The sequence below is a fragment of the Nocardiopsis coralliicola genome, assembly GCF_054779695.1.
This window is the reverse complement of record NZ_BAAGXT010000073.1, coordinates 1-14851: the sequence shown is the minus strand read 5'-3', so window position 1 is coordinate 14851 and position 14851 is coordinate 1. Positions and strand designations below refer to the sequence as shown.

13 protein-coding genes and 1 pseudogene are annotated in these 14851 nt (G+C 73.1%); 7 read left to right on the top strand and 7 right to left on the bottom strand.

Annotated elements, in window-relative coordinates; all coding sequences use genetic code 11:
* A pseudogene (locus ACYVGT_RS27210) lies at window positions 1-609 on the top strand (OmpA family protein); the annotation flags it as partial.
* A gap of 76 nt (window positions 610-685) precedes the next feature.
* Here ACYVGT_RS27210 and ACYVGT_RS27205 read toward each other — a convergent pair.
* On the bottom strand, window positions 686-1894 hold the full coding sequence (locus ACYVGT_RS27205) for a WD40 repeat domain-containing protein (protein WP_460863486.1): 1209 nt from the start codon (window positions 1892-1894) through the stop codon (window positions 686-688).
* Window positions 1895-2210: 316 nt separating this feature from the next.
* On the opposite strand from ACYVGT_RS27205, the gene ACYVGT_RS27200 reads away from it, so the two are divergent.
* Window positions 2211-3629, top strand: a complete 1419-nt coding sequence (locus tag ACYVGT_RS27200) for a serine/threonine-protein kinase (RefSeq protein WP_460863484.1) — start codon at window positions 2211-2213, stop codon at window positions 3627-3629.
* 116 nt (window positions 3630-3745) lie between these two features.
* Here ACYVGT_RS27200 and ACYVGT_RS27195 read toward each other — a convergent pair whose 3' ends face one another.
* Together ACYVGT_RS27195 and ACYVGT_RS27190 are read right to left on the bottom strand one after the other, a co-directional pair.
* Window positions 3746-4567: an SURF1 family cytochrome oxidase biogenesis protein gene (locus ACYVGT_RS27195; protein ID WP_460863482.1), complete on the bottom strand. Its 822-nt coding sequence runs from the start codon at window positions 4565-4567 to the stop codon at window positions 3746-3748.
* Between the two features lie 185 nt (window positions 4568-4752).
* Entirely contained in the window at window positions 4753-5838 is a 1086-nt protein-coding gene (locus ACYVGT_RS27190) for a chaplin family protein (RefSeq protein WP_460863480.1), read from the bottom strand.
* A gap of 483 nt (window positions 5839-6321) precedes the next feature.
* Between ACYVGT_RS27190 and ACYVGT_RS27185 the strand changes: the two genes are divergently transcribed.
* Together ACYVGT_RS27185 and ACYVGT_RS27180 are read left to right on the top strand one after the other, a co-directional pair.
* On the top strand, window positions 6322-6585 hold the full coding sequence (locus tag ACYVGT_RS27185; protein ID WP_460863479.1) for a hypothetical protein: 264 nt from the start codon (window positions 6322-6324) through the stop codon (window positions 6583-6585).
* A gap of 487 nt (window positions 6586-7072) precedes the next feature.
* A complete protein-coding gene (locus ACYVGT_RS27180; protein WP_460863488.1) occupies window positions 7073-7684 on the top strand; it encodes a TetR family transcriptional regulator in 612 nt (203 codons plus the stop codon).
* Between the two features lie 158 nt (window positions 7685-7842).
* Here ACYVGT_RS27180 and ACYVGT_RS27175 read toward each other — a convergent pair whose 3' ends face one another.
* Window positions 7843-9222, bottom strand: coding sequence for an FAD-dependent oxidoreductase (locus ACYVGT_RS27175; RefSeq protein ID WP_460863477.1), 1380 nt, complete (start codon window positions 9220-9222; stop codon window positions 7843-7845).
* A 125-nt stretch (window positions 9223-9347) separates the two neighbouring features.
* Here ACYVGT_RS27175 and ACYVGT_RS27170 point away from each other — a divergent pair, with 125 nt between their 5' ends.
* The gene (locus ACYVGT_RS27170) at window positions 9348-9977 is read left to right on the top strand and encodes an HD domain-containing protein (RefSeq protein ID WP_460863475.1); all 630 of its coding nucleotides are present in this window, start codon (window positions 9348-9350) and stop codon (window positions 9975-9977) included.
* Between the two features lie 94 nt (window positions 9978-10071).
* Here ACYVGT_RS27170 and ACYVGT_RS27165 read toward each other — a convergent pair whose 3' ends face one another.
* Window positions 10072-10827 (bottom strand): sulfite exporter TauE/SafE family protein, encoded by a 756-nt coding sequence (locus tag ACYVGT_RS27165; RefSeq protein WP_460863474.1) that lies wholly within the window; start codon window positions 10825-10827, stop codon window positions 10072-10074.
* A 527-nt stretch (window positions 10828-11354) separates the two neighbouring features.
* On the opposite strand from ACYVGT_RS27165, the gene ACYVGT_RS27160 reads away from it, so the two are divergent.
* The gene (locus ACYVGT_RS27160; protein WP_460863487.1) at window positions 11355-11672 is read left to right on the top strand and encodes a WhiB family transcriptional regulator; all 318 of its coding nucleotides are present in this window, start codon (window positions 11355-11357) and stop codon (window positions 11670-11672) included.
* 363 nt (window positions 11673-12035) lie between these two features.
* Here the strand turns inward: ACYVGT_RS27160 and ACYVGT_RS27155 are convergent, their stop codons facing one another.
* Together ACYVGT_RS27155 and ACYVGT_RS27150 are read right to left on the bottom strand one after the other, a co-directional pair.
* Window positions 12036-12968: an SPFH domain-containing protein gene (locus tag ACYVGT_RS27155; RefSeq protein WP_460863472.1), complete on the bottom strand. Its 933-nt coding sequence runs from the start codon at window positions 12966-12968 to the stop codon at window positions 12036-12038.
* Between the two features lie 357 nt (window positions 12969-13325).
* On the bottom strand, window positions 13326-14111 hold the full coding sequence (locus ACYVGT_RS27150; RefSeq protein ID WP_460863470.1) for an ABC transporter ATP-binding protein: 786 nt from the start codon (window positions 14109-14111) through the stop codon (window positions 13326-13328).
* Window positions 14112-14265: 154 nt separating this feature from the next.
* Here ACYVGT_RS27150 and ACYVGT_RS27145 point away from each other — a divergent pair.
* On the top strand, window positions 14266-14851 hold a 586-nt coding region (locus ACYVGT_RS27145), incomplete at its 3' end, for a hypothetical protein (RefSeq protein ID WP_460863468.1).

The following is a 14851-nucleotide window of genomic DNA, read 5'->3' as shown; positions in this document are numbered from 1 at the left end:
CCGGAGGGCGGCGACGACGACTCCTGGGCCCGGTCGCAGAACCGGCGGGTGGACATCTCCTACGCCTTCAAGGAGGAGGTGCAGACCGAGACCGAGGAGGACGCGGAGCTGGAAACGGAGACCCTCTCCGTCGATCCCGCCGACGCCGGCCCGCCGGCGGAGTTCCGCACCGCCGAGGGCGCCGAGCCCGCCGGCACCGCCGCCATGGAGCAGGACTACTTCTACGGTGGCGACCTGCAGCACACCTGGGACCTGGAGGTCTACCCGTTCTACCGGGACGGCGCGTTCATCGTGGGCCGGTTCGCGGCAACGCACGAAGGCGACCCGGTGCCCACCACCGTCAACCCCTTCGGGACCTACGAAAGCTTCACCTTCAGCGCGGTCGATCCCGCGACCGGAACCATCTATCCGCAGGTCTACGACAGCGCCGACGGCGAGGACCTCAACCACATCGAGCGGGCCGGATCCCGCATCTGGCCCTCGGCCACCGAACCCGGTTCCACCCAGTACGGCTACGTCTACTTCCCTGCGCCGCCCGCCGACACGACGGAGCTGACCTTCAACGCCGACGAGTTCGGCACCATCGAGGGCGTCCCGATCGAGGAGTAGCGGCCCGCTGCCGCGCAGCCGCCGGAGGCGCCTGCGCGGCAGCGGCGGCGGAGGCACCTGGGGAGGGGGCAGGGGGTCAGGTGTCCTGCCAGTCCCAGACCTCGGCGCCGTCGAGGGTGCCGGCGGCCATGCGGGAGCCGTCAGCGGAGAAGGCGAGCCCGCCCTCGACGCCCTGCTTCTGGCGCTCGGCGTCCGCGGGGCGGAACTGCACCGGGCCGAGCGTGCTGCCGCTGCCGGTGTCGACGGCCAGGAGCGTCCCCCGCCCCCACACCAGCAGTTCGCCCCCGCCGGGGTGGTAGGCGATCCTGCGGCTGTCGTCGGTTCCGCCGATGGCAACGGGGTCGCCCAGCACCTTCCCGCTGGAGGTGTCCCAGAACCAGACCTTTCCGCCGCCCTGGCCCGCGGCGCGGTCCGCTCGCGGCGCCAGCGCGATACCGGCGGCCACCTCATCGGTGCGGGCGAGGGTGAGCGGCTCGTCTGTACCGGGTGCTTCGGGGTCGATCACCGCGCCGCCGAGGAGGATGCGCCCGTCCCGCGCCACCTGGACGGCGTCGCCGCCGTACAGCGGCTCAGCGAGGCGTTCGCCCGGCTCGCCCGAGTCCGCGTCCCACAGCCGCAGCCCGGTCTCGGACTGCCCCACGGCCAGGGTGCCGGCGTCCGCGAACGCCATTCCGGCCCGGGGGACCCCGGTGCCCTGCTCCACGGCGTCCTCCAGGCGGGCGGTCTCCTCGCCTGTCGCGGGGTCGAGGATGCGGACCGCGCCGGCGTCGAAGTCGCCGACGGCGAGGCGGCTGCCGTCCGGACTCAGCGCCAGGCCGCCGGTGAACTCCCCGTCCACCCGGAACAACTCCTCCCCGGTGCGCAGGTCGACACCGACGACCGGGGTCGCCCAATTGCCCTTCCCGAAGAGGCGGCGCCCGTCCGGGGAGAACACCAGGTGGTCGGCGACGGCACCGATGTCCATGTCGGCCCAGGTCCGGTAGACGGCTTCCGGGCCGGCGCGCGAACCGGCCGGCTCCTGCGGTGATGCGGCGGCCGAGGACCCGGTTGCCGGAGGCGTCTCGGGCAGCGAGGACAGGCGGATCGCCGCGACCGCCCCGACAACGGCGAACAACACCAGGGCGACGAGCACCACCGCTGCCCCGAGCAGCACCGTGCGCATGCCGGCGCCGGACTCCACGACCGGCACCGCGGAGCTGTACCCGGTGCTGCCGGAGCCGGGGGCGGAGCCGTCTCCGGAACGGCCGCAGCCGCCGTCCGCGCCGTGCCCGTGCTGTTCGTCCATCGGCTGATCGTAAGGAGCGGGGGCGTCCGGCCGAGGGCGCCGGACCGGATCCGGACTGGCCGCTCTCCGCCACCGCGGCCGGACGCCGGGCGCTGCGGAAAGCGCCGGACCACCGCTGAGCAGAGCCGGCCGCCCAGAGCAGGCGGCGTTCCGGCACACACGGTGCGCTGCGGGGGAACCGTCCCGTACCGCCGGCGCGTCAGGTCCTTCGGTAGGGTCCCCGCGAGTGCCGCGGCCTCCACCCCCAGCCCGAGGCCAGCGGCGCGAAGCTCCGGAGTGCCGCGCGCCCGGGGCCGGACCACCGATGGGAGAGCGCATGCCGCCGTCCGACGAGCCCGACCGACCGGAAGCGCCCGCAGAGATCGGCGGCTACCGGGTGCTGCGGCGGCTGGGAGCGGGCGGGCAGGGCACCGTCTACCTGGGGGCGGACGCCGACGGCAACCGGGCGGCGGTCAAGGTGCTGAACCCCGACGCCATGGACGACGCGGACATGCGCCGCCGCTTCCAGCACGAAGCCGATGCGGCGCGCAGCGTGGCCTCGTTCTGCACCGCCGCCGTCCTCACCGCCGACTTCTCCGCCCGGCCGCCCTTCATCGCCAGCGAGTACGTCGAAGGCGAGTCCCTGCGCGAGCGGGTGCGCCGCACCGGCCCGCTGGAGGGCGGCGACCTGCAGCGGCTCGCCGTCAACACCGCCACCGCACTGGCCGCCATCCACGAGGCCGGCGTGGTGCACCGCGACTTCAAACCCGGCAACGTACTCCTCGGCGAGGGCGGCGCCCGGGTCATCGACTTCGGCATCGCGCAGGCCGCCCACGGTGCGGACACCCGCACGCAGTCCGTGATCGGCACTCCGGCCTATATGGCCCCGGAGCAGATCGCGGCGGGCGACGCGACCGCCGCCTCCGACGTCTTCGCCTGGGGTGCCGTCGTGGCCTTCGCGGCGACGGGCGCCTCCCCGTTCGACGGGCCGGCGGTCCCCAGCGTCCTGCACAGCGTCATCAACGCCGAGCCCGGACTCGATGCGCTGCCTGAACCGCTGCGGTCGGCCGCGGCGGCGGCCCTGGCCAAGGACCCGGCCGCCCGGCCGTCGTCGGTCGGCCTGGTCATGGCGCTACTCGGCCGCGACGAGGCGACGGTCCGGCTGGGCGGTACCGCGACGGCCCCCCTCCGGGGTCCCGGCGCCGCGCCTCCTCAGCCCGGGGGCGCCGCGGGCGCTCCGCGCCGCTGGCTGCCGATCGCTGCCGCGGGAGCCGCCGCCGCAGCCCTGCTCGCCGGGGTGCTCTTCGCGGCCGGCTCTCTCCTCCCGGACCGCGGCAGCGAACCGCGGGCCCCGAGCGCCGAGGGCGGACCAGGCGAGGAAGGCGGACCCGGCGGGGACGGCACACCCGCCGCGGAGGGCGGGATCCCCGAGTTCACCGCAGACGAGGGCGGCACCTGGGAGGGCGTCGGCGAAGGCGGCGCAATCGTCACCCTGACGGTGGCGGAGGGCGAGCGCTCGGCCGCGCTCTCCCACCCCGAATGCGCGGGCCGGGTGACGCTCACGGAGCAGACCGGCCGCCGCTTCACCGCAACGCCCAGCGAGGCGATCGCGGACTGCGTGCACACGGTGTGGAGCGCGCGGGACATCGTCATCGACTTCACCGGCACCACTGCGGAGCTGGAGTTCTACTCCTTCGACCTGGCGGCCGAAGAGATGGGGCCGCTGTCCCGCATCACCCTGGCGCGCGCCGGCTAGGGCCGATCCCGCGGCGGGCAGGAGCGGTGTGTCTGCACACCGTTCCCGCAGCGGTGGGACAGAGCGGCAGGGCTCTGCCTGCGGCGGCGTCGGCGCGGTGCCGGACCCGGGCGGCGTCAGCCGCCGGGCGGCGGCCCCGAGGGGGCGGGCTCGGCGGCCGGCGCGTTCGCGGCGGTGCCGTCTGCACTGCCGGCGGCTTCGGCGGCGTCGCGGAGTTCGCGGCGCATCAGGAAAAACCAGCCGACGACGGCGACCCCGGAGAAGACCCACCACTGGAACGCGTAGGAGGCGTTCATGCCCAGGTTGGTCTCTGGTTCGGGGACCGGTTCCGGAGCCGGATCGGAGGGCGGGCTCTGCTCGGTGAGCTCGCCGTAGGAGCCGAACACCGGGTAGGGGAGGCCGTCGGCGATGGTGTCGACGTCGACCAGCATGACCTGCCCCTCGGGCAGGCCGCCGCGGTCGCGGATTCCGGTGCTCTCCGGGGTCTCCGGGACCTGCATTCGGGCGGTGACGGTGACCTCGCCGGCCGGCGGCGGGGGCACGTCGGGCTGCTCCGCCGAGGTCGGCGGCTGCTCCACCCAGCCGCGGTTGACGAGCAGCGCAGCACCGTCCTCGGTGACCAGCGGTGTCAGCACGTGCAGGCCGACGCCGGCCGAGCCGTCGCGGTTGCGCACCAGCAGCTCGTGCTCGGCGTCGAAGGTGCCGGTGGCGGTGGCGCGGCGCCACCGCTCGTCGGAACCGATCGGGTCGCCGGGGCCGGACAGCTCCTCCACGGGGACCGGTTCGGCGGCGATGTTGCGCTCCTGCAGCTCGACCGCAGCCGACTTCTCCTCCCAGCGGTGGAGCTGCCAGAAGCCGAGCCAGATGAACGACGGCACGACCACGGCGACCAGCGCGTGGAACGCCAGCATGCGCGGAGAGGTCAGAATGCGGAGCACGCTTCGAGGCTAGGCGACTCTGCGCGGTGCCCTGCAGCGGGGCGCCCTCTGCGGGATGCGGGCTTCCCGCGGGAAGCCCGCAGTTCAGACCCGGTCCGGTGGCGGGCGGAACTGGCCGCGCACACGGCGGCGGCCCGCCCGGAGACTGATTCCCCGGGCGGGCCGCACCGCGCGTACTGCGCGCCTCAGTCCTGGCCGGCGGAGTCTCCGGCCGCGCCCGCCGCCGCGGAGCGGCGCTTGCGCGCGAGGACCATCGCGCCCGCACCGCCGCCGATCGCGGCGACGCCGGCGGCGATCAGACCGCCGAGCGCGGCTCCGGTGGTGGGCAGGGCGCCCACGGCGGAGACGTTCTTCTGCGGGTCGGCCGACTCGCCGCTCTCCTTGGCCGGCGCCGACGGAGACGGGTCCTCCACCGGCTCCTCGCCCTTCTCGCCGTCGCCGGGCTCCTCGGGGGCGGGCTCGTCCTTCCCGCCGTCGCCCGGCTCCTGCCCGCCGGAGTCGCCGTCCTCGCTGATCTTGGTCATGCAGGACGCTTCGGAGACACCGAGCACGGACACGGCGTTGCCGCAGATGCTGGTGGCGGCGTCCACGGGCACGTTCACCTGGTTGCCGGAGGCCACCCCGCCGGACCCGTCCGTCTGCGCGGAGGAGCCCTCCTCGGAGGAGTCCTTCCCGCCGGACCCCTCGTTGCCGTCGTCGGCCTTGATGACGTTGATGACGGTGTTGCACTGCGCGGACGAGGCGCCGAGCACCGCGACCGAGTTGCCGCAGATGTCGATCGCCGCGTCGATCGGGATGTTGATCTGGTTGCCGGAGGCCACCCCGCCGGACCCGTCGGTCTGCGGCGCACCGCCGCCGTCGGACTCCTCCGCGAGGGTGGTGACCACTTCCTCGCAGTCGGCCGTGGAGACGCCGCCGACGGCTGCGGAGTTGCCGCAGATGTCAAGGGCGACGTCCACCGGGATGTTGATCTGGTTGCCGGAGGCCACCCCGCCGGACCCGTCGGTCTGCGGCGCACCGCCGCCCTGGTCGCTGGCCGAGTAGAGGACTTCGGACACCTTGGTGCACTGCGCCTGGGAGATGCCGAGGACAGCGAGCGAGTTGCCGCACAGGTCGGCCTCGACGTCGACGGGCACGTTCACCTGGTTGCCGGAGGCCACGCCGCCGGACCCGTCGGTCTGCGGGTCGGCCCAGGCGCCGGCGACGGAGGCGCCGACGAAGCCCGCGGTGAGAATGGCCAGGGCGGCCGAAGAGGTAATCCGCTTGTGCATGGAGGGAGTGGCCTTTCAGGAGTTCGGTGCCGCCGCGGTGCGGCACAGGGCGGGTGCGCGCTGTGCCGTGGGTTGTGCGGCGGTCTGCCGGCGGCGGCCCGGTGCCGCGACCCGGACCCGGCGGTCTGCCGGATCGTCTGCGGCCGCGGACGGTCGAGCCGGTCGGTCTGTCGGTCGGTTCCTGGGGCGGGGTCCGCTGCACCGGCACCGGTGGTGGCCGGTACCGCGGGCGGGCCGCCCGTCCCCTGCTGACGCGCACCGAAGCGGGCACGGCGGGACGCAGCAGGGCCGATCGCGGGGCGAGGAGATCCGGGGCCCGCGCACGGGGCGAATTCCGGCGCTGGGAGCGACGGTGGGATCTCCGCTCGAATTCAGTGTGAACGCTAGCAGCCGAACGGCAGCTCGGCGGATTTTCAGCGAATTCACCCGCTTACTCAGTGTGCACGTCGTATCGACACAGCCACCCTTGGTGACGCACTGCAGGTGGGAACCATCACCACGATGCCCGAAAAGCGCCGCGAAACCCACGCCCAAACGCCGCAGATTCCCGACTCCGCGCCCCGCACCCACCCCATTAATCCGGTTTCGGCGATTTTCATCCGCAATCCACAGAACCGGCGAGAGGCACCATCGGGGTCGCAATCGCCATCGATGGACCCATTCTCAATGAACGATGCATTCGAGCGCCATGAGCAGAACAATAAGAAGATCCGAAGAGCGAAGAAGAGTGCCGAACGGACTCGTTAGTCCGTTCTGCCCCGCTCGCACCAGCGGCGGAGACTTCTGCAGCGGGCGGCGCAGCCGGGCGAAGCGGGCGCCGCCGGCGCGCCGTCCATACTGCAGACATAATCCCGGTCGGCACCGGAGCCGTTCTCCTTGGGCCCCTGCGCACTGCGCGGGGCCGCGGTGGGAGAGCGGCGGAGAATGCGACCGGTGGCCCAGCGCATGAGCAGCGGAAGCGGGGCCGGCGGGAGGGGCGCCCGGTCCTCGGGAACGTCCGGGGGCAGTGCACCGTTCTCGTGCACGAGCCGCGCACCGGATACCGCGGGGCGCGGCCGGCGGCTCCGGTACCGGAGAATCCGGTCAGGCCGGATTCGGCCAAACCGGAACCGGGACCGGCCATTCGACACGAACACCGGATATTACGGGAACCACGTGACTCCGGAAAGGCATCTGAATCCTCGTGATGACTCCCTCTCGCAGTTCCCCGACGGCGATGGAGCCGGCGCTCGCGATGGCGCCGCTCCGCCGCCGACCCGCACAGCAGCGCAGCCGGATCCGGGTGGCCAAAATGCTGGACGCCTGCGCCGAGCTGCTGGACGAGGCCGGCTATGCCGAGCTGTCCACGACCCGGATCGCCGAACGGGCCGGGGTCGCCATCGGCTCGGTCTACCAGTTCTTCCCGGACAAGCGGGCGATCACCCAGGCGCTCGGCCTCCGCTACCTGGACCTGTTCAGCGAACGCGTCAGCGACCGGCTGGCGCTCGGCGGGTTCCGGCACTGGAGCGAGGCCGTCGATGTCGTCATCGACGAGTACCTCGACATGCACCGCACCGTTCCAGGATTCCGGAGCATGCATTTCGGCGACATCGTCGACGTGCACCTGCTGGACACCGCAACCGACAACAACGGCGTGATCGCGGCCCGGCTGCGCGAGCTGCTGACCACCATGGCCGGCGCGAAGGACGGGCCCGCGCTGGAGCGCGCCGTCACGGTGGCGGTGGAATCCGCCGACGCGGTCCTCAAGCTCGCGTTCCGCCGCGCTCCGGACGGCGACCCCGCGCTGATCGAGGAGACCAAGGTGATGCTCCGCGCCTACCTGAGCCGGCACGTCGCCAGCGGATAGCGCCTGCGCCGGCCCCCGCTGCGCCTCCAGGCGGCGGACACCGCCCGGCCCTCTGGCGCCGTACCCGCAGCGGCACAGCCCTGCCGCTGCGCCGCTGCGGGTACGGCGGCACAGCCGCGCAGGGGCGCCACGGCCCTCCGCCGATCGCCGGGCCGGCCTCAGCCCTCGAGGCGCTCGGCCAGCTTGCGCGCGGCGATCAGGACCGGGTCCCACACCGGCGCGAACGGCGGCGCGTAGCCGAGGTCCATACCGCTCATGTCGAGCACGTCCATGCCGTTCCACAGCGCCGTCGCGACGACGTCGATCCGCTTCGCCGCGGCGTCGCGTCCGACGATCTGGCCGCCCAGCAGCCGGCCGCTGCCCTGTTCCGCGATCAGCTTCACGGTCATCGGCTCGGCGCCGGGGTAGTAGCCGGCACGGGAGTCCGAGCGCAGCGCCACGGCGGTGAACCGGAACCCCGCCGCTTCCGCCTCCGCCTCGTTCAGCCCGGTGCGGGCCACCTCGACGGCGCAGATCTTGGTGACGGCGGTGCCCACCACCCCTTCGAAGCGCGCGTAGCCGCCGCCGATGTTGATGCCGGCCACCCGGCCCTGCTTGTTCGCGTGCGTGCCCAGGGCGATCGCCGCGGGGGAGCGGCTCACCCGGTGGAACACCTCCACGCAGTCGCCCGCCGCCCAGATCCCGCTGCGCGAGGTGCGCATCCGCGGATCCACGGCGATGCCCCCGCTCGGGCCGATGCGCAGGCCGGCGGTCTCCGCCAGCACCGTGTCGGGGCGGACGCCCAGGCCGAGGCAGACGATGTCGGCCGGGTAGGCGCCGGCTCCGGTGTGCACCGCTTCCACTGCGCCGCCGTGCACCGCGATCGCCGTGGCGCGCTCCCGCGGGCGGACCCGGATCCCCATGTCCTCCATGGCGCGGCGCACGAGCACCCCCATGTCGGGGTCGAGCGTGCCCATCGGCTCGGGGCCGCCGTCGACGACGGTGACCTCCATACCGCGTGTGACGAACGCCTCCGCCATCTCCAGGCCGATGTAGCCGGCGCCGACGACGACCGCCCGCTGCGGACGCTTCCGCTCCACGTACTCCTCGACCGCGATCCCGTCCGCAAGGGTCTGCACGCCGAACACGCCGCGGGCACCGAATCCCGGCAGGTCGGGCCGTGCCGGTGCGGCTCCGGTGGCGATCACCAGCTGGTCGAACGCGATCGTCTCGACGGCGCCGCCGGGGCCGTGCGCGGTGACCGTTCCGGATTCCGGATCGACGGCGGTTGCCGCCGTTCCGGTACGCACATCGACGGCGTGGTCGGTCCGAAACTGCTCAGGGCTGCGGGCAATCAGGTCTTCGGGACCGGATACGGTTCCAGCAACCATGTAGGGGATGCCGCACGCCGAGTACGACGTGTGCGCGCCGCGCTCCAGGGCGACGATCTCCAGCTCGTCCGGTCCCCGCCTCCGGCGGGCCTGCGAGGCCGCGCTCATGCCGGCCGCGTCTCCGCCGACGACGACCAGCCGCTCGCGCCCGTTCACCTTCCGCTCCATGCCGCCTCCCTCGGGGGATACCGGTGCGTCGGCCCGAGCCCGTTCCATGGGATCATCCGAGAACGGCGTCGGACTTCACGGCACATCCCCGTGATCATCCACGATTGTCTAGGAGGGCGACCAACGTGACCGAACCGGCACCGGTGTTCCCCGGCGGCGTCGACCACGAACGCCTCACGGCACAGCTCCGGTTCATCCTGGAGACGGACAAGCTCAAGCGTATTCTCCGGCGGAACCTGCTGGTCGACGGCTCGCGGCGGGAGAACGACGCCGAACACTCCTGGCACCTGGCGCTCACCGCGCGCGTGTTCGCCGAGCACGCGCCGGCCGGCACCGACATCGACCGGGTCGTCGAGATGCTCGTCGTGCACGACATCGTCGAGATCGACGCCGGAGACACGTTCGTCTACGACGACGCCGGCGCCGCCACCCAGGCCGAGCGGGAGACCGCGGCCGCCGACCGGATCTTCGCGCTGCTGCCCGAGGACCAGGCCGCGCAGGTCCGCGCCCTGTGGGACGAGTTCGAGGCGCGGGTGACGCCCGAGGCGCGGTTCGCCAAGTCCATCGACCGCCTCGCGCCGATGCTCGCCAACTGGCACACCGACGGCGGCACCTGGGTCCGGAACAAGGTCTCGCGCGCCCAGGTGATGGCGAAGGTCCGCATCATCGCGGAGGGCTCCGAAGCGCTCGGCGCCTACGCCACCGCCCTCATCGAGGACGCCGACCGCCGCGGCTACTTCGCCGGCGCGGCCTGACGGAGCCCGGCGCCCCGTAGGCCCGCATACAGCCCGGCCCCGGTCCGCAGGCGCTGCGGAACCGGGGCCGGGCTGTGTGCGGGCCCGTCAGCCGTCAGAACTGCACCACCAGCTGGACGACGGCCACGATGCCGACCAGGACGACGATCGCGCGCAGCACACCCGGGCCGAGCTTGCGGCCGGCGCTGGCGCCGACGTAGCCGCCGACCACCGAGCCCAGCGCGATCAAGCCGACGACCGCCCAGGCCGGATCCGCGAAGACCATGTAGAAGACGGCCGCGGTCGCGTTCACCACGAAGGCGAGCACGTTCTTCAGCGCGTTGATCCGCTGCATGCTCTCGTCCAGCGAGGTACCGAGCATGCTGATCAGCACGATGCCCTGCGCCGCGGCGAAGTAGCCGCCGTAGACGCCGGCGCTGTACACGCCCACCGGCAGCAGCGGGCCCCCGTCCGGCCGGGCTGCCCGGCGCGAGCGGGCCCAGGCGGTGATCCGCGGCTGGGCGATGATGAGCACGATCGCGAAGCCGATCAGCACCGGCACGACGCGCTCGAAGACCCCCGGCGGAAGGTTGATGAGCAGCACCCCGCCGGTGATGGCGCCCAGTATCGACATGACGCCGAACCGCAGCACCCGCTTGCGCTGCCCGGTGAGCTCGCGGCGGTAGGCGATCGCTCCGCTCAGCGAGCCCGGCGCGAGGCCGATGCTGTTCGAGATGGTGGCGGTGACCGGCGGGAACCCCAGCGCGAGCAGCACCGGGAACGTGAACAGGGTCCCCGAACCGACGACCGCGTTGATCGCGCCCGCGCCCATCCCCGCGACGAGGATGGCGAGCGCTTCCCAGAGTTCCATGGACGACCTTCTGGCTCTCAGTTCGGTGCGGACGGACCCTGCGCGCCGCAGCGCGCAGGGGGCAGCAGGGGGTGCAGTGTCAAGGGGGGTACTGCATACAATCTACGCCGCCGTGGCGGCCGGAACGTCCGCCGGGTGCACCCACGGGGCCAGAGCCGGGGCGGCACCCGCTGCGCACCACCGCAAATCGCCAGAAAACACGCGATGAGATCCACAGACCGTCATCGACCAGGGACATATAGTCACTCTTCGGCGATCCCGCCATGGCCCACACGGGCTATTTCAGAAATGGGCCCAATGGGGACTGTCGCACATGTGGCAAGGTCCGTAGTTTCGACTCAGCGGTGTGGAGGGGCACCGCGCGCCGAAATTGCGCATCCCCGGGAGGGGCCGGTGTCCGCACCGGACCGGGGACCGCCGTCGGCACCGGCCGCACACCCGCGGCCCTGCCGCCGTACGCGGATTCGCGCGGCGCAGCCCGTCCCCCGCGCACGTGTACGCACATGCTGATCTGGGAGTGGGGCAACATGTGGACCGCTGAACTGAGTCTCCAAGCCAACTGCCGCGAGGCCGATCCGGACGCGCTGTTCGTCCAGGGCGCCGCGCAGAACCGCGCGAAGCTGATCTGCCGCGGCTGCCCGGTACGGACCGAGTGCCTGGCCGAGGCCCTGGACAACCGCGTCGAATACGGAGTCTGGGGCGGCATGACCGAACGCGAGCGGCGCGCACTGCTGCGCCGCCGACCCGACGTCACCTCCTGGTGGGAACTCCTCGAGAACGCCCGCCGCCGCTACGAGAACACCGGCGCCGTCACCGCCGGCACTGCCACCGAGGCCGTCAGCTAAGCACCGCGCGGCGTTCTCCGCACCGCCCGCGCCCGCCCGGTACCCCCGCCTCCTCGGCACCGCACCGGACGCGCGCAGGCCGGCCGCCGCAGCGGCGCGCCGCGGAGGACCGCACGCAACCGCACCGGACGCGTCCGGTGCACCGACCGCCATCTCCCCGAACCCGACCGACACCGAGCCCGCGGCGCACGCGGGCTCCGCCGACAGCGCAGCGGGCGCCCGCTGCGGCCGCCGGGCGGCGGCTCAGCGGGCGCCCGCATGCGGGTCCCGGCCCCGAGGTGGAGCCGGGCCCGAGCGCGCGGCAGGTCAGCGGTGGCGGAGGCTGCCGGCACCGCTGCTACCGCCGCGCGCCGGACCGGCGGCTCAGGGGGACAGGGGCGAATCGGCGCCCTCGCGCATGCGGGTAAAGGCGTCGCCGATCCCCTCCATCGCCTTGGACACCTCGGAGGGCACAATCCACACCTTGTTGGCGTCGCCCTGCGCGATCTCGGGGAGCTTCTGCAGGTAGTGGTAGGCGAGCATGTCCTTGTTGACCTCGCCGGTGCGCAGCGCCTTGAACACCATCTGGATGGCGTCGGCCTCACCGCGGGCGCGCAGGGTCTGGGCGTCGGCCTGCGCCTTGGCGCTGACCATCTCCGCCTCGGCCTCACCGCGGGCACGCAGCACCGCGGCCGACTGCTCACCCTCGGCCCGCAGGATCGCCGACTGCTTCTGGCCCTCCGCCGTGAGGATCTCTGCGCGCTTGTCGCGGTCGGCGCGCATCTGCTTCTCCATCGCCTCCTGCACCGACTCCGGCGGCTCGATCGCCTTGAGCTCGACGCGGGAGACCTCGATGCCCCACTCCTCGGTCGCCTCGTCCAGGACCGAGCGCAGCTCCCGGTTGATCTGGTCGCGGGAGGTGAGCGTCTGCTCGAGGTCCATACCGCCGACGACGTTGCGCAGGGTCGCCGAGGCGAGCTGCTCGACGGCCTGGATGAAGTTGGCGACCTTGTAGGTGGCGTTATAGGGGTTGGTCACCTTGATGTAGACCGCCGTGTCGACGTTCACCGACAGGTTGTCCTGCGTGATGGCGGCCTGCGGCGGGAAACTCACGACCTGGATGCGCATGTCGATGCGCTCCCGGATGTGGTCGACGAACGGGATCACGATGTTGAATCCCGATTTCATGTCGCGGTGGTGGCGCCCGAACCGCTCGACCACGAACACCATGGACTGCGGAACGATACAGACGCTTCGCCAGGCGATGACGAGCAGAATCGCCACGAAGACGATCAGAATGAGGACGATGGTCAACATCGGGGGCGACTCCGGCTCTCCTGTCGGGGGCGACGGTCGGACTCACCGCGATCATAGGACTCGCCCGCAAGCGGTCTTCCCGCACGGGAGGGCCGGGACTCCCCCAGTTCCGCGCCGTTTCCGAGGAGAACTCCCTCACCAGCGATTCCGCACGGTAAACGGGGCGGCGGAATTCGCCACCGGTCCGGTTACGGCCGAACCGATGGGGACGATTGATCCCATTCCACAATGGCCGCATCCGTTACCGGCGCCCCGGTAGGCGGCAGAAGCACCGCCGATCCCGCAGCGGAGCACGGCGGCGCGGCGCATGCCGGTGCGGTGCGGCACACCGTGCCGCACAGCGGTCCGGCGGGCCGGCTACAGGGCCCGGGCCGTCCACCGCTCGCCGTCCCGCTCGACCTTGAGCTCCAGGCCGAACGTCGTCCCCAGGTTCTCCGGCGACATGACGTGCTCCAGCGGCCCCGCAGCGACGACCGCACCGCCGCGCAGCAGCAGGGCGTGGGTGAAGCCGGGCGGGATCTCCTCGACGTGGTGCGAGACGACCACCAGGGCCGGCGCCTCCATGCTGTCGGCGAGCGCCCCCAGCCGGCGCAGCAGGTCCTCGCGGCCGCCGAGGTCGAGCCCTGCAGCCGGCTCGTCGAGCAGCAGCAGCTCGGGATCGGACATCAGGGCGCGGGCGATGAGCACGCGCTTGCGTTCCCCTTCGGAAAGCGTCCCGAAGCGGCGCCCCTCCAGGTGCAGCACGCCCCACTGGTTGAGCAGGGCGCGGGCGCGGGCATAGTCGGGCGTCCGGTACTCCTCGCCGAACCGGCCGAGCAGGCCGTAGGCGGCGCTGATGACGAGGTCGAGCACCGCGGAGCGGTCGGGGATGCGGTTGGCGACGGCCGAACTGGAGAACCCGACCAGCGAGCGCATCTCGGTGGCGTCGGCCTCGTCGAGCGGCTCTTCGAGAAGCTCGATCGCGCCCCGGGTGGCACGCTGCTGGGCGGCGGCCAGCGCGAGCAGGGTGGTCTTTCCGGCTCCGTTCGGGCCGAGCACGACCCAGCGCTCATCCTCCTCGACCGTCCAGTCCACGCCGCTGAGCAGCTCCGCCCCGTCGCGGCGCACTCCGACGCCGCTCATCCGCAGCACATGGCCCTTCATCGGCGAACCCGACCTCCCACATCTCCAACGACCGCTCGAAGCTCCCGCAAGCGAACCTACTCGACCCGGTGCCCGCCCATCCCCTCCGCGCCCGCGTACGGCACCGTCCCGAACCGCCAGCGGCGGCGCCCGGATCCGGACGTAGCCTGGACGGATGCGTGGAGACCCCGATCCCGCCCGTGCCGCCCTCACCCTCGCGGCGTGGGGCAACGCCTGGCTGTCCGGGCACACCGGTGTCGATGACGCCGCCGATGCGGTGGAGCGCGCCGACGGACCGCAGACCGTCGACGGCGTCCCGCTGCGCGCCGCCCTCGCCGGACTGCGCCCCCGGGGCCTGTGCGGCCTCACCCCCGCGCTCCCGGTGCCCGGCGACCCGCTGGGCCTCGCCGGGCCGCCCGCGTACGGGACCGCTGCGCTGGACGCCGGCGCCGCGGTGACGGCCCGGCTGGACGGCGAGCGGATCGGACTGGTGCCGCGGCTGGACCGGCGCGGCTCGTCCTACCTCGGCGTCGCCTGGAGCACCCGGCCGGCCGCCGACCGCGCTCCCGAGCACATCGGGGTGGCCGACGCCGAACACGCCCTGGCGCATGCGATGCGGGCGGCGGCCGAACTGCTCGGCTCGTCGGCGGCCCCTCCGGTGCCGGCCGCCGGCGGTGCGGGGGCCGGCGACGTCGCGGCGCTGCGCTCGGCGACCGGCGACGCCGTACCCGGTCTGGACCCGCGCGCGGCCCGGCTGGCCG